The organism is Haloterrigena salina JCM 13891 (assembly GCF_000337495.1).
In the GTDB taxonomy this organism is placed as follows: domain Archaea; phylum Halobacteriota; class Halobacteria; order Halobacteriales; family Natrialbaceae; genus Haloterrigena; species Haloterrigena salina.
On sequence record NZ_AOIS01000051.1, the window covers coordinates 107,365 to 121,089 of the forward strand.

Genomic DNA, 13,725 nt, shown 5'->3' on the forward strand with positions numbered 1-13,725 from the left:
CCGCGTTACTCGCCGCGGATCTCGGTCATGTGGTCGATACGGCGCTGAACGAGGTCGGGTTTGCCGATGTCGTGGCGCACGTGGAGTCCCTCGTCGCCGGCGACCTCGAGGGCGTCCTCCGCGATTTCCTCGGCTTCGGTGATCGAGTCGGCGACGCCGACGAGGGCGAACGCGCGCGACGTGGTCGTGTAGATGCCGTCGTCGCGTTCGTCCACACTGGCGTAGTAGAGCAAGGCGTCGCCCGCGCTCTCCTCGTCGACTTGCACCTTTGCGCCGGCCTCGGGATCGGTCGGGTAGCCCTCGGGGACGGCGTACTTACAGACCGTCGCCTGGGAGGCGAACTCGAGCTCCGGCGGCGCCTCGCCGTCCCGAGCCGCGGTGAGCACGTCGAGGAAGTCCGTCTCGAGGACGGGCAGCGTGTTCATCGCCTCGGGGTCGCCGAAGCGGGCGTTGAACTCGACGACGCGGGGGCCGGTCTCGGTCAACATGAACTGGCCGTAGAGGATGCCCCGGTAGTCCTCGAGGGCGTCGACGGTCGCCTCGATGATCGAGACGGCCTCCTCGTAGTCCTCCTCGGACATGAACGGCAGGTGAGTCGTCGCGTCGGAGTAGCTTCCCATCCCGCCCGTGTTCGGTCCCTCGTCGCCCTCGTAGGCGCGCTTGTGGTCCTGGACCGCGGGCGCGGTGCGGAACTCACCGTTGGCGACGAACGCCTGGACGGTGAACTCCTCGCCGATTAGGCGCTCCTCTAAGACGATCTGGTCGTAGTCGGAGTCGCGGATGTACTCCTTGCCCTCCTCAGCGGTGACCTGATCGCCGATGACCTTCACGCCCTTTCCGCCGGTGAGGCCGGCGGGCTTGATCGCCAGGTCGCCATCGTACTCGTCGATGTAGTCGCAGGCCGCGTCCATGTCGTCGAACGTCTCGAAGTCCGGACAGCCCGGGATATCGTTCTCCGCCATGAAGCGGCGCTGGAACGCTTTGTCCGTCTCGATCCGGGCGTCTTCTTCCTTCGGGCCGAACGGGTAGACCCCCGCGGCCTCGAGTTCATCGGCGACGCCGGCCTCCAGCGGCGACTCGGGACCGATGACGGCGATCGTCGCGCCGACGTCCTCGGCGTAGTCGACGACGGCCTTCGGATTCGTCGTCTCGAGCGTCTCGAAGTCGGTCGCGATCTCGGCGATACCCGGATTTCGGTTCCCCGCGCAGGCGTAGAGGTCGGCCTCGCTGTCCTCGAGTGCGCGAGCGATGGCGTGTTCGCGGCCACCGCCGCCGATCAGGAGCACGTTCTCTCGCATGGTCGATAGCGGAACGCACGAACCTGTAAGCGTTGCTCTTTCTTCGAGTCGAACCTATGCACGATCGTGAGGGGATTGGTGGCTATCGACGGCTCACGAGCTCGCCGTCCGTGACCAGTCGGCGATTCGCGTTCCGATGGACCAGCAGACACCGAATCCGGCGAGCAAGAGCGCAGTAGTCGCGACCGCGGCAATCGCTCCGTCCGTTACGCCTAGCGAAAGGAATACCGCCGCTGCGGCCGTGGCAGCCCTGTAGATCCGGTCGACATCCCAGTCCGTGGGGATGGATTGGAACGCAGGCATATCTCAATCGTGTTTGACGAGAATAATATTTCTTCTGCTGCTCTGAGCGGACGGCCTCGAGCGTTCGGTAGCGACGCCGTCACTCGTCCCCATACGGGTCGCGTCTGCTGAGGCGATGGATCAGTTCCCACAGACCAGCGAACACGACGGCGAAGAAGACGGTCGCAGCTAACTCGGCGGTGAATCCGTCAGCAACGCGACTCGCGAGGTAGACGGCAAATCCGCTCACGAGCCCTCTGGCGGTCACGGTACCGGCCCGCTCGAGCAGCCCGGTTCCGTGGGCAGACATATTTCGAATCCATCATCACAGAAACATTGAATTACTGATTGCACTTCGCACGTAGAACAACAGTATCTCCGTATCCTATCGATCGCCTCGGCGGACTGTGTCGGACCGGTCGTAGCACGTAGCGACACACTGTCCTCGAGGCGAAATATGCCCGGTCGTGGCTATCCGCGGTCGCGGTCGCCGAGTGACGCCGGTTTCATCTGACAGTCCGGTGCAATTATAACACACAGGGGCGAACACGAACGTCGTAGTCGATGGTCACACCGCGCGCCCTCGAGCGCTCTTCCTCCTTGATCGGGTTCGCTCCCATCCTCGTCGCGAACCTGCTTCCGCTCGCTGGCGTCCTCGCGTTCGGCTGGGACGCGGCGACGCTGGTGACGGTCTACGCGCTCGAGGTGGTTCTGGCGTTTCCGCTCACGGCGGCGAAGGCGCTGTTCGCCCGGCAGCCGCCGAAAATTGTCGACGACGGGGAACCCAGCGTCTCGGACGAGCTGAAGCAGCGACGCGGCAGCGTGGAACTGGTATCGTGGCTCCCGCCGGTCTACCCCCGGAACGTGCCGTTCGTCGGCACAGTCTTCACCTGGTTCGCGGGAATATCGATGTTCGTCGCGATAGCCATTAGCGCGGCGATTCCCGTCGCGGACGTGCTCTGGCGATCGGAGGTGGTGCTGAGCGTCGTCGCCCTCGTGGCCGCCACCGCGGCCGACGCGTGGCGCGACTACTTCCGCGGCGGCCGCTACGAGACGGTCTCCGCCTACGAAGTCGTTCAGGCGCACCTCGGCCAGATGTTCCTTCTCGCGTTCGTCCTCATGGCAGTCGCGAGTCCCGAAGACGTCGGCGGGGTCGCGCTCCTCGCCGGATTCGTCTTCGTCAAGGTGCTCGTCGAGTGGGCGTCCTTCCGCGCCGCCCACGGCGAGCCGGGACGACTCACCGGCTGGCTCGCCGGTCCGGACGATCCGACGGAGCCGGCCGATCCGCCGGCGGTACCCGACGGCGACCCCGACGTTCGGATTTCGACCGACGATACCGCCGTCCTGTACACCGCTGTCCACCAGACGCTCTTCAGAACCGTCTTTCTCGCACAGTGGATTTTGATTTCGTTGGTCGTCGTGCTCTCGGTAGTCTCCGGCGACGACACCCCGCTGTCGCTCACGGTCGGTACCGGCGTCGCGTTCGCGCTCCTGCTCCTGGTGATTCCCGCGGCGGAGTTCGTGGAGACCGTTCTCAGGTACGGACCGCTGGAGTACCGCCGGTACGAGGATCGACTCGTCGTGTACGATACGTGGGTCGACGAACCGCAGTGGTCCGTCCCCCTTCAGGAGATCCGGGACGCTGCGGTCGTCGTCGATCATCTCCCGGACCACCTGCTCGGGACGCGGACCTTCGACGTCACGATGGGGTGGGGCGACGACGAGTTCGAGCGAGACCTCGGCCCCGTGGCGGATCCCGACGCGTTCGTCTCCGCGTTCGAATTACAGCTGCGAACGGCGGACCTGGAGCCGATCGATCAACGACTTGCAGGGGCTGCGGTCGTTCTCGGCGTCGGATTCGCCGGGGCTCTCATCCACTGGTACAAGCCGTGGGTGTCGGTTATCTCGCTGCTCCCGGTCGCGTTTCTCCTCCCGTTTTCGCTGGCGGTTCCGTGGGGACTCTGGAGACTGGCGTATCCGAGCCCCGAGTGAGCGATGTCGAGTGGTGGACTCGATCCTCGAGGTTTCGATCCGCACTGGAGGAGTGCGGAGCAACAGCCGGTGACGACGCGAACTGACGGGTCTCGAGCGTCCCAAGTGACCGTCGATCACTCGCTAGTCGAGTCTGCCGGCTATCAGAGACCGCCGGGGACTCACAGCGAGCATCGCGGCCGCTTCGAGTCTATCGAGGAACACGGCTTCGAGTACGGATCCGCCGATACCAGTGGTTCGTCACCCTCGAGCGCACCGACGTCACTCACCATCGTTCGGTTCGCGTCCGACGAGCCGATCCACCAGTTCCCACAGACCGGCGAGCACGACGGTAAAGAAGGCGGCCGCAGCTAACTGGACGAAGAGTCCGTCGGTGACGCGAATCGCGAGATAACAAGCTATACCGCTCACGAGACCCCTAACGAGTAGAGTACCGACCTGCTCGAGCGGTGCGGTTCCGAGGACAGACATATTCCGCACTCGGCTCTGGATAAATGTTAACCCTCTTATCTTATTTCAGGCGTAAAACAGCGGCGGTCGCCGATCCCCACCGTGCTCCTCGTCGGGGAGGTGGGCCTCGAGCGCGGCCTCGCTCTCGTTACCAAGCAACTGATCCAGCACGTCGACGGCCGCGTCGCGGTGCAGCGGCTGGTTGTCGTTGCCACACTGGTCGTCCATCACGCAGGCCGGACAGCCGTCGACGTTGCCGCAGTCGCAGTCCGCGATGAGGTCGCGGGCGCGTTCGGCGACGGCCTCGTAGTTCTCGTAGATCGCCCGCGCGAATCCCAGTCCGCCCTCGATCCCGTCGTAGATGAACCAGCCGCTGGCGGGCGTGCGCTCGAGGTCGTCGGCAATCTCCCGGACCGTGGCTTCGGCCGCGGCGATGTTTCGAGGAGCAGTGCCATCGCCGCTCGCAGCACCGGGACCGGCTCCCGGACCCATACTACCCTCGCTACCGTCGTCTCCACCCGCATCTTGATCGAGGTGCGAGTCGATCGTCAGCGTCGCGAGGCCGCCCAGATCGCGCTTGTCGACCATCAACTCGAGCGGGGCGACGCCGATCGTCGCGTGCTCGGCGGCGTGGAGCCCGCCCGCGTAGCCGAGGTGAGCCGTTTCGGCGAGGCCGTCCTCGAGTTCGGCCACCTCGAAGGTCCGGTACTTCTCGATCAGCGCCCGCTCGACGTACTGGGGCACCTCGAGCCAGCACAGTTGGGTCTCCATCTCGAGCGGCGGGTTCTCGGTGGGGATCCCCTGCTCTTTCTTCTCGCCGCCGTGGACCGCGACCTTGTCGTAGGTGCCGTGATAGACGAGCACCCGGCCGCGGCCGAAGTGGAGCGTGAAGTCGCCGATGCCGCGGGACTCCTCGGAGACCGCGTCGAGGACCGTTACGTCGGTCCGGGTGCGCGTGTAGTAGTCGACGTCCGTCGGCCGGACCGTAACCGAGGGCCGTGGTGCGCTGTGGTCGACGCCGACGACCTCGTACTGCTGACCCTGATGGAGTCGAACCGCGCCCTCGTGGAAGTCCCGCAGCACGCGCTCTCTCGCCAGCGGCTCCATTCCCGGGTCGTGGCGTTCGTCGACGCCGTCGGCGAGGTCGACCTCGTACTCCTCGCCCGTCGTCGCGTACAGCGAAATCGTCTGCTGGGGACGGGGCGGTCCCACGTAGGAGACGCCCGTCTCGAGGTGTCCCCGTAGCTGGCCCGCGCGGCGCCACATCTCGATCGCCCGCTTGAGGCGCTCGCGGTCGGCGAGGGTCCCGACGTCGGAGTCGTCGATCGCGAGTTCGTCGGCCGCACAGCGCAGGTGCTGGGCGAACACCGCGTCGTTGTCCACGTCGACGACCGCGTCCTCGACGTCGGACTCGAGGAGGTAGTCGGGATTGTTCACGACGTACTGGTCCAGCGTTCGGTGCTCGGCCACGAGCACCGAGAGCGCGCGCTTCGTTCCGCGGCCCGCGCGTCCGATCTGCTGCCAGAACGACTGACGCTGGCCGGGATAGCCCAACTGGACCGTCGCGTCCATCTCGCCGATGTTGATCCCCAGCTCGAGGGCGTTGGTCGAGGCGACGCCGTCTAACACGCCGGTCTTGAGCTGGTGTTCCGTGCCGTGGCGCTTCTTCCGCGAGTGACCCGCGTGGTAGGGCTCGATCGCGCTCCCGCGGTCGGGGTTCGTGTAGTAGCGTCGGTTGTCGTGGCGGTGTTTCGACGCCCGCTTGACCGAGAGTTCGGCGAGCTTCCTCGAGGGAGTAAACAGCAGCGTCTGGGCGTCGTTGTAGGTCAGATGCGAGAGCAGCCGCGGGGCCTCGACGGTGGCGGGGACGCGCTCGACGATTGCGTCCGCGGCGTCCGAGCCGGCGTTCGACTCCCCGTTAGCCTCGCTCTCGCGCCACTCGTCGCGCTCGTCGCTTCCCTCTTCTCGGGCTCTCGGTGGCGGATTCCAGAGCACCAGATCCCGCGGCCCCATCGGCGAGCCGTCATCGTCGACCACGGTCACGGACTCGTCGATCAGCGCCGCGGAGTGCTCGCCGGGGTTCCCGATCGTCGCGCTCGTCAGGACGAACTGCGGATCGGATTCGTAATACTCGAGGACGCGTTTCAGCCGGCGGACGATCCAGGCGACGTGCATCCCGTGGACGCCCGTGTAGGTGTGGGACTCGTCGATCACGACGAGGTCGCAAGCCGAGAGGAACCGCGCCCAGCGGTCGTGGTCGTGGAGGTAGGTGTTCACGCCCGCGAAGTTCGAAATGATGACGTCGGCCTCCTCGCGGATCCGCTTGCGGTTGCTCCCGCGCTCGGTGTCGCCGTCGTAGACGCGAACCGTGATCTCGAGGCCCAACTGATCGAAGAGGTCGTTCAACTCGCGTTCCTGATCCCGTGAGAGCGCCTTCGTCGGGTAGAGGACGTACGCCGTCGCGTCCTCGTTCCGGGCGCGGGCCTCGAGGTAGTTTCTGGCGATCTGGAGCGCGTAGATCCGGGTCTTTCCCGAGGACGTGCTCGTCGCGACGCAGACGTTCTCCTCGCGGGCCAGCGCTTCGAGGGCCTCGGCCTGGTGGGCGTAGAGGTCGTGCTCGAGCGGCCCGGCCAGTTCGGGACGGAGCGCGCGCTCGTTCGGGACGGTCGACGCCTCGTGACCGGGTCGCTCGAGGACCGTGATATCGCCCTCGTCGCGGTAGCCGGGGAAGGTGTCGACCAGTTCGTCGCCGGTGACCGGGACGTCCGCCTCGTCGGTGTCGTGCCGTTCGGATTCGTGGTCGCTACTCATGGCTTAGAAATCGCTCAGTCCGGTCTGTTCGCTGTCGGTACCGCTGCTCGAGTCTCGTTGCGTCGCGCCTCCCCTCGATCCGGAGTCGGTCGCCTCGGATCCCGACGCGCTCGTGCTCGAGGACGCGGTCGACGAGGCCGAACCGCTCGCGTCGGATCGGCTCGAGGCAGAGACACCCGCGAACGACGATGCCGACGCTGATGCCGCCGGCGCGTCCCGCAGTCGCTCGTAGACGTGCCAGAGCGCCCGGCAGTCGTCCTTGCAGTAGGCCTCGTGGCGGTCCCACTCGAGTTCCGCGCCCGTGCGCATGAACCGCTGGTAGGCCGCGGCGGTCTGGGCGCCGTCGAGCCCCGTCGCCGCGTCTTCGTAGCCGAGCGCGTCGGCGACGGCCTCGAGTTTGTTGGTCCGTCCGGGCAGCAGGGCGTTGTCGTTTTTCACGGCCCAGAGGTAGAGATCGAACTTGGGGATCGACTCCCACTCGTCGGCGTAGTAGGGGACGTGCTTGGCGATAAAGGCGCCTAGATGCCGGTAGTCGAATCCCCAGCCGTTCCACGTGAGCAGCGCGCGATCGGGATGCATTCCCAGCAGCCAGTCGCAGAAGGCCTCGAGCACCGACGCCGGATCGCTCGGGTCGTCGCGCTCGACGAACGCTCGGTAGGTGTCCGCGACGGGGTCGTAGACGCCGATCTGCCAGATGATCGTCGGCGAGAGGCCGTCGGTCTCGATGTCGACGCACAGCGGCGGCTCGTGCCAGTCCGCGCCCGGCAGCGACTCGTCGGTGAGCCGACGGGGCTCGCCGGTCTCGAGCACCCGCGCGTGTTCGTGCATCGTACGAGCGCCGTCGCGGCCGACGTTCGGCAGCCCCGCGAGCGTCTCCAGCGGCGTCTCGAGCAGTTCCGCGCGCGTCGTCACGCCGCGGTCGGCCAGTCGCTCGGCCGTCTTCGGACCGATTCCGGAGACGGCCTCGAGGCCGAAGTCGGTCACATCGTGCGTCTCGACGCGCTCGACGCCGTCGCCGGCGAGCGTCAGCACCGCGATCGACCGGGAGCGGCCGTATCCCTCGACGGGACCGGCACCCCGGACGCGGACGGAGACGCAGTCCTCGTCGAGCGGTTCGACGCCGGCGCGTAGTGCGTGGTCGACGCCGCGGACCGCGCCAGTTTCGGGCTCGAGGTGCCACAACTCGTCGTACTCTGCGGGCTCGGATCCCGTCAGAACGGTCGTGATTGTTCCCGTCAGGAGCGCAGTCGCCAGCGTCTCGGCGCCCTCGAGGCCGGTCTCGAGAGCCGTTGGCCGGACGGTCGTCGCCACGTCGTCGCAGACGAGCGCTGTGTGGTCGTTTCCATCGCCGAGCGCGCTCGAGGCGGCCTCGGGCGCGGACCGAAGCCCGCGGAGGCTCTGGGCGACGCCGACCTCGAGTTCGGCTCCATCGCCGTCGGCGACCACGCGCCGGTGAATCGGCTCAGTTCCGCCGGTCTCGAGCGGCGGGTGAAACGCCGGCGCGTCGAACGCGCTGCGAGCCCGGGCGAACGCCTGCGGCTCGCGGGACGGTCCCTGCACCCAGACGGCGTCGGGCTCGAGGGTTCGATCGATGTCCTCGAGGGTCGCGACGGGGCGGTCGGCCAGCGCCGACGGCGGAAGGGCGAGGAGGCGGACGCCGGCTCGAGCGGTCATTGGTGGTCGGGAGGCGGGCGGCGACAAAGAGGGTTTGGACACCGGAGTGAAAGTGATATGACTCGAGCGTCGGGAAACGCGAACGCATTTTACGGAGCCGTTCCGAACAGAGTGACAATGCAACAGTACCTCGAGCTAGTCGACACGGTCCTCTCCGAGGGCACCTACAAGCCCAACCGGACCGGCGTCGACACGATTTCGTCGTTCAGCGAGCACTACGAGGTGGACCTCCAGGAGGGCTATCCGCTGCTCACGACCAAGCAGATGGACGGCTACCGCTGGAATTCGATGCTCCACGAAGTCTGCTGGTACCTCTCGGGCGAGGAGCACATTCGGAACCTCCGCGAGGAGACCAAGATCTGGGACGCGTGGGCCGACGAGGAGGGCCGACTCGACACCGCCTACGGTCGCTTCTGGCGTCGGTTCCCGATCCCGGAAGACGACGCGCAACTCGAGGGCGAGTCCTGGCCCGACGACGCCCAGCAGTGGGTCTCCGTCGAGGACGACGGGCGGCGCACGTTCGACCAACTGCAGTACGTGATCGACACGCTCTCGGATTCACCCAACTCGCGCAGGCTCGTCGTCAACGCCTGGCATCCCGCCAACGCGGCCGTCTCGACGCTTCCACCCTGTCACTACTCTTTCGTCTTCAACGTGCAGGGCGACCGCCTGAACTGCCACTTGACCCAGCGCTCGGGCGACACCGCGCTGGGGATTCCGTTTAACATCGCCGCGTACGCGCTGCTGACCAAAGTCATCGCCCAGCAGACCGGCTTCGAACCGGGCACGTTTGCCCACACCGTCGTCGACACGCACGTCTACTGCGGCCGCGGCGACCGCGGCGAGTGGTACGCCGACAACCTCGAGGCCCTCCAGTCCCGTCTCAACGACGTCGAGGACCGCGAGGACTACCTCGAGGTCAAGTTGTGGCTCGAGTCCACAGCCCCCGACGAAGCCGAGGGCGACGAGCGACTCGATCACGTGCCGGGCCTGCTCGAGCAACTCTCGCGAGAGCCCCTCGAGCGCCCGACGCTCGAGGTGGCCGACGTCTCGATCGACGAGCTGGCCTACGAGGACGTCCAGCTTCGGGACTACGAGTCACACGACGGGATCGAGTTTTCAGTGGCCGAATGACTGCCGACGATACAGCTCTGCCCGAGACCGACCGCGAACTCGTGGGTATCGTCGCCGTCGCCGACAACGGTGTCATCGGGAAGGACGGCGACATGCCGTGGCACATCCCCGCGGACCTGCAGCACTTCAAAGAGACCACGATGGATCACCCGGTGATCATGGGCCGGGTAACCTACGAAGGAATCCTCGAGGCGCTGGGCGAACCGCTGCCAGGTCGGACGACGGTGGTTCTGACAGGTCGGAACCTCGAGACGCCCGAGAACGCCGTGATCGCGGGGAGCCTCGAGGAAGCGCTCGAGAGAGCGGAGACAGCCGCTCGCGAACGCCACGACGACGCCGAGCGGATCTTCGTCGCCGGCGGCGCGACCGTCTACGAGCAGTACCTGCCCACGCTCGATCGGCTGATCGTGACCGAAGTCCACGAGGAACCCGACGGAGACACGCACTTCCCCGACTGGGACCGACCGTCGTTCGACGAAGTCGCTCGAGACGAGCGCGACGGTTTCGCGTTCGTCGAGTACGTCCGGCGCTCGGCCTGACTCAGCCGACGAACTCGTAGCCGGCGTCGTACACCGCGTCGCCGATTCGCTGGTCGTCCACGTCGTCGTCGACGACGACCTCGACCGATTCGTCGTCGTGGTTCGCCTCGGCGCGACGGACGCCGGGGACGTTCCGTAGTGCGTTCTCGACGTCGTCCTCGCAGCCGGTACAGGTCATTCCCGCGACGGCGATGATGCGGCGTTTGGGCATGTGCGAACGTCCACCAGCACCGCTCATTATCCTTTCTGGTACCCAATGTTACACGTTCCGCCGTTCGAGAACTCGTCGGATCGCTCCGAAGTCGAGGCCCTGCGCGGCTCTCGCCGATCCCACTCGTGATCACCGCGTAGTGGCTTTCGTCTCGTCTCTCGCTCGAGTTCCAGCGCCACCGAGCATCGACCGAAGTCGATCGGTCGCCCGTCTGTCGACGTCGCCGTCTTGCCAATATTTCACACCTGCTGCCATATTGTGGGTGTATATAACCTCTACCGTCGAATCTAGGCAGTTTCAAATGTCGGTACTGCGTAGAGCGAGCCAATGTCAACCGATCCGCTCTCGGAGGCCATCCGGGAGTTCGAACACGACGGCGAGACGTACAAGATGGCCGATCTCACGGTCTTAGAGGAGCAGGGCCTCTGTGACCTCGAGAGGCTGCCCGTGAGCGTCCGGGTGTTGCTCGAGTCGGTGCTTCGAAACGCGGCGACCGACGGCGATACCGTCGGCGCCGACGCGGTCCGCGCGGCGGCCGCGTGGGAGCCCGACGTGCCGGACGCGGAGGTGCCGTTCACGGTCTCGCGGGTCGTCCTGCAGGACCTGACCGGCGTGCCCGCAGTGGTCGACCTCGCGGCGCTGCGCTCGGCCGCCGAACGCGAGGGCGTCGATCCGACGGTCGTCGAACCCGAGGTCCCCTGCGACCTCGTGATCGACCACAGCGTGCAGGTCGACCACTTCGGCAGCGCGGACGCCTACGAGAAGAACGTCGAGATCGAGTACGAGCGCAACGAGGAGCGCTACCGCGCGATCAAGTGGGCCGAGCAGGCCTTCGAGGACTTCAACGTCGTCCCGCCGGGGACGGGCATCGTCCACCAGGTCAACTTGGAACACCTCGGCCGCGTCGTCCACGAGCGAGAGGTCGACGGCGAGCAGTGGCTGCTGCCCGACACGCTCGTCGGAACCGACAGCCACACGCCCATGATCGGCGGCATCGGCGTCGTCGGTTGGGGCGTCGGCGGCATCGAGGCCGAGGCCGCCCTGCTCGGCCAGCCGATCAACATGTCGCTGCCGGAGGTCGTCGGCGTCCGCCTCTCGGGCGAACTCCCCGAGGGAGCCACGGCGACGGACCTCGTGCTCCACATCACCGAGAAACTGCGCGAAGTCGGCGTCGTCGACAAGTTCGTCGAATTCTTCGGCCCCGGCGTCTCGCAGCTCTCGGTCGCCGACCGGGCGACCATCTCGAACATGGCGCCCGAACAGGGCTCGACGATCAGCATGTTCCCCGTCGACGAGAAGACCCTCGAGTACCTCGAACTGACGGGCCGCGACGAGGATCACGTCGAACTCGTCCGCGAGTACCTCGAGGCCCAGGGGCTGTTCGGCGAACAGGAGCCCGAGTACACCGAGACCGTCGAGTTCGACCTCGACGAGGTCGAACCGAGTCTCGCGGGCCACAAGAAGCCCCACCAGCGCATCCCGATGGGCGACTTAGACGAGCACTTCCCGAGCCTGCTCGAGGAGCAGGGTGTGATCGGTCCTGGCGGCGAACCAGCGATCGGCGACGGCGGCGGTGCTGCCGCGGACGACGCGACCGCGTCCGGTCCCAGTCTCGCCCTCGACGAAAAAGTCCCCGTCGAACTGGAGGACGGCACGGAGATCGAGATCGGCCACGGCGACGTCCTCGTCAGCGCGATCACCTCCTGTACGAACACCTCGAACCCCTCCGTCATGGTCGCCGCGGGCCTGCTCGCGCGCAACGCGGCCGAGCGGGGACTCGAGGTGCCCGACTACGTCAAGACGAGCCTCGCACCCGGGAGCCGCGTCGTCACGGAGTACTTGGAGCGGGCGAACCTGCTGGACGACCTCGAGGAACTCGGCTACCACGTCGTCGGCTACGGCTGTACGACCTGTATCGGGAACTCCGGGCCGCTTCCGAAGCCCATCGAGGACGCTATCGACGAACACGACCTCTGGACGACGAGCGTCCTCTCGGGCAACCGCAACTTCGAGGCCCGCATCCACCCCAAGATCAAGGCGAACTACCTCGCAAGCCCGCCGCTGGTCGTCGCCTACGGCCTCGCGGGGAGGATGGACATCGACCTCGAGAACGAACCGATCGGCACCGACGACGACGGCGAGGCGGTCTACCTCGCGGACGTCTGGCCGGACAGCGAGGAGATTCGCGAGACGATCCACGAGAGCGTCTCGCCGAAGCTGTTCGAAGAGAAGTACACCAGCGTCTACGAGGGCGACGACCGCTGGGAGGCGCTCGACGCACCCACCGGCGACGTCTACGACTGGGACGACGAGTCGACGTACATCCGCGAGCCGCCGTTCTTCCAGGACTTCCCGCTCGAGGCCCCCGGCGTCGAGAACGTCGCGGACGCCCGCGCGCTGCTCACCCTCGGCGACACGGTCACGACCGACCACATCAGCCCCGCCGGCCTCTTCGGCGAGGACCTGCCCGCCGGCCAGTGGCTCAAAGAACGCGGCGTCGAACCCCACGAGTTCAACACCTACGGCTCGCGTCGCGGTAACCACGAGGTCATGATGCGCGGCACGTTTGCCAACGTCCGCATCAAAAACGAGCTGCTCGACGGCACGGAGGGCGGCTACACCGTCCACCATCCGTCTGGCGAGGAGACCACGGTGTTCGAGGCCTCCGAGCGCTACCGCGCCGAGGACACGCCGCTGATCGTCATGGCCGGCGAGGAACTCGGCACCGGCTCGAGTCGCGACTGGGCCGCCAAGGGGACCGACCTGCTCGGGGTCCGCGCGACCATCGGGAAGAGCTACGAGCGCATCTACCGCGACAACCTCATCGGCATGGGCGTCCTGCCCCTCCAGTTCGAAGACGGTGAGGGCTGGGAGGAACTCGGTCTCGAGGGCGACGAGTACTTCCAGATCGAGGGCCTCGAGGACGGCCTCGAGCCCAACGCCGAACTGACCGTTACCGCAGAAGATGACCAGGGCAACACGACCGAGTTCGATGTAACCGCACAGGTCGACACCCCGATGGCGGTCGAGTACGTCGAGAACGGCGGCGTGCTCCACCTCGTGCTCCGGCGACTCCTGCAGGAAGCGGCCGAGTAACGGGCTCGGACTACGGTTTATTTCGAGTTCCTATCTTTGCTCTCTGCAGCGGCTAGGTCGATCACTCGCGGTGGCACGCGCCGAGTTACACCGAACGACCAGTGAGGAGCAACTCGAAGACGCGTGAGGGATGAGCGAGCGGGGCGAGGGATGAACGGAGTGAATCCCTCGACGCGAGCGAATCGGTTGGGGAGGGTGTGGCGATGCCTCGTTGCCACGATAGTACTCGTTGCCCCCG

General features: G+C 66.5%; 10 protein-coding genes. 4 read left to right on the forward strand and 6 right to left on the reverse strand.

Features of this window, described 5'->3' with window-relative positions; translation table 11 throughout:
- Positions 1–5 precede the first annotated feature (5 nt).
- Together purD and C477_RS15415 are read right to left on the reverse strand one after the other, a co-directional pair.
- On the reverse strand, positions 6–1,298 hold the full coding sequence (purD, locus tag C477_RS15405) for a phosphoribosylamine--glycine ligase (RefSeq protein WP_008895442.1): 1,293 nt from the start codon (positions 1,296–1,298) through the stop codon (positions 6–8).
- A gap of 382 nt (positions 1,299–1,680) precedes the next feature.
- On the reverse strand, positions 1,681–1,890 hold the full coding sequence (locus C477_RS15415; RefSeq protein ID WP_008895444.1) for a hypothetical protein: 210 nt from the start codon (positions 1,888–1,890) through the stop codon (positions 1,681–1,683).
- Between the two features lie 254 nt (positions 1,891–2,144).
- On the opposite strand from C477_RS15415, the gene C477_RS15420 reads away from it, so the two are divergent.
- A complete protein-coding gene (locus C477_RS15420; protein WP_008895445.1) occupies positions 2,145–3,572 on the forward strand; it encodes a DUF6498-containing protein in 1,428 nt (475 codons plus the stop codon).
- A 261-nt stretch (positions 3,573–3,833) separates the two neighbouring features.
- Here the strand turns inward: C477_RS15420 and C477_RS23600 are convergent, their stop codons facing one another.
- Genes C477_RS23600 through C477_RS15435 form a run of 3 tightly spaced genes read right to left on the reverse strand, consistent with a single transcriptional unit; the run spans position 3,834 to position 8,507 of the window.
- Positions 3,834–4,043: a hypothetical protein gene (locus tag C477_RS23600; protein ID WP_152423334.1), complete on the reverse strand. Its 210-nt coding sequence runs from the start codon at positions 4,041–4,043 to the stop codon at positions 3,834–3,836.
- Between the two features lie 45 nt (positions 4,044–4,088).
- Entirely contained in the window at positions 4,089–6,833 is a 2,745-nt protein-coding gene (locus C477_RS15430; protein ID WP_008895447.1) for a DEAD/DEAH box helicase, read from the reverse strand.
- Positions 6,834–6,836: 3 nt separating this feature from the next.
- Positions 6,837–8,507 (reverse strand): ribonuclease H-like domain-containing protein, encoded by a 1,671-nt coding sequence (locus C477_RS15435; protein ID WP_008895448.1) that lies wholly within the window; start codon positions 8,505–8,507, stop codon positions 6,837–6,839.
- A 117-nt stretch (positions 8,508–8,624) separates the two neighbouring features.
- On the opposite strand from C477_RS15435, the gene thyA reads away from it, so the two are divergent.
- Entirely contained in the window at positions 8,625–9,641 is a 1,017-nt protein-coding gene (gene thyA / locus C477_RS15440) for a thymidylate synthase (protein ID WP_008895449.1), read from the forward strand.
- Positions 9,638–10,180 carry a dihydrofolate reductase gene (locus C477_RS15445; protein ID WP_008895450.1) on the forward strand — a complete coding sequence of 181 codons (543 nt, stop codon included), beginning with the start codon at positions 9,638–9,640 and terminating at the stop codon, positions 10,178–10,180. The genes thyA and C477_RS15445 overlap by 4 nt, the downstream gene beginning before the upstream one ends.
- 1 nt (position 10,181) lies before the next feature.
- Here the strand turns inward: C477_RS15445 and C477_RS15450 are convergent, their stop codons facing one another.
- Positions 10,182–10,391: a heavy-metal-associated domain-containing protein gene (locus C477_RS15450; RefSeq protein ID WP_008895451.1), complete on the reverse strand. Its 210-nt coding sequence runs from the start codon at positions 10,389–10,391 to the stop codon at positions 10,182–10,184.
- Between the two features lie 327 nt (positions 10,392–10,718).
- Between C477_RS15450 and acnA the strand changes: the two genes are divergently transcribed.
- Positions 10,719–13,487, forward strand: a complete 2,769-nt coding sequence (gene acnA, locus C477_RS15455; RefSeq protein ID WP_008895452.1) for an aconitate hydratase AcnA — start codon at positions 10,719–10,721, stop codon at positions 13,485–13,487.
- Positions 13,488–13,725 lie beyond the last annotated feature (238 nt).

Coding starts and splice junctions, on each gene's coding strand:
- purD (WP_008895442.1), bottom strand. CDS start 1,298: ATGCGAGAGAACGTGCTCCTGATCGGCGGCGGTGGCCGCGAACACGCC.
- C477_RS15415 (WP_008895444.1), bottom strand. CDS start 1,890: ATGTCTGCCCACGGAACCGGGCTGCTCGAGCGGGCCGGTACCGTGACC.
- C477_RS15420 (WP_008895445.1), top strand. CDS start 2,145: ATGGTCACACCGCGCGCCCTCGAGCGCTCTTCCTCCTTGATCGGGTTC.
- C477_RS23600 (WP_152423334.1), bottom strand. CDS start 4,043: ATGTCTGTCCTCGGAACCGCACCGCTCGAGCAGGTCGGTACTCTACTC.
- C477_RS15430 (WP_008895447.1), bottom strand. CDS start 6,833: ATGAGTAGCGACCACGAATCCGAACGGCACGACACCGACGAGGCGGAC.
- C477_RS15435 (WP_008895448.1), bottom strand. CDS start 8,507: ATGACCGCTCGAGCCGGCGTCCGCCTCCTCGCCCTTCCGCCGTCGGCG.
- thyA (WP_008895449.1), top strand. CDS start 8,625: ATGCAACAGTACCTCGAGCTAGTCGACACGGTCCTCTCCGAGGGCACC.
- C477_RS15445 (WP_008895450.1), top strand. CDS start 9,638: ATGACTGCCGACGATACAGCTCTGCCCGAGACCGACCGCGAACTCGTG.
- C477_RS15450 (WP_008895451.1), bottom strand. CDS start 10,391: ATGCCCAAACGCCGCATCATCGCCGTCGCGGGAATGACCTGTACCGGC.
- acnA (WP_008895452.1), top strand. CDS start 10,719: ATGTCAACCGATCCGCTCTCGGAGGCCATCCGGGAGTTCGAACACGAC.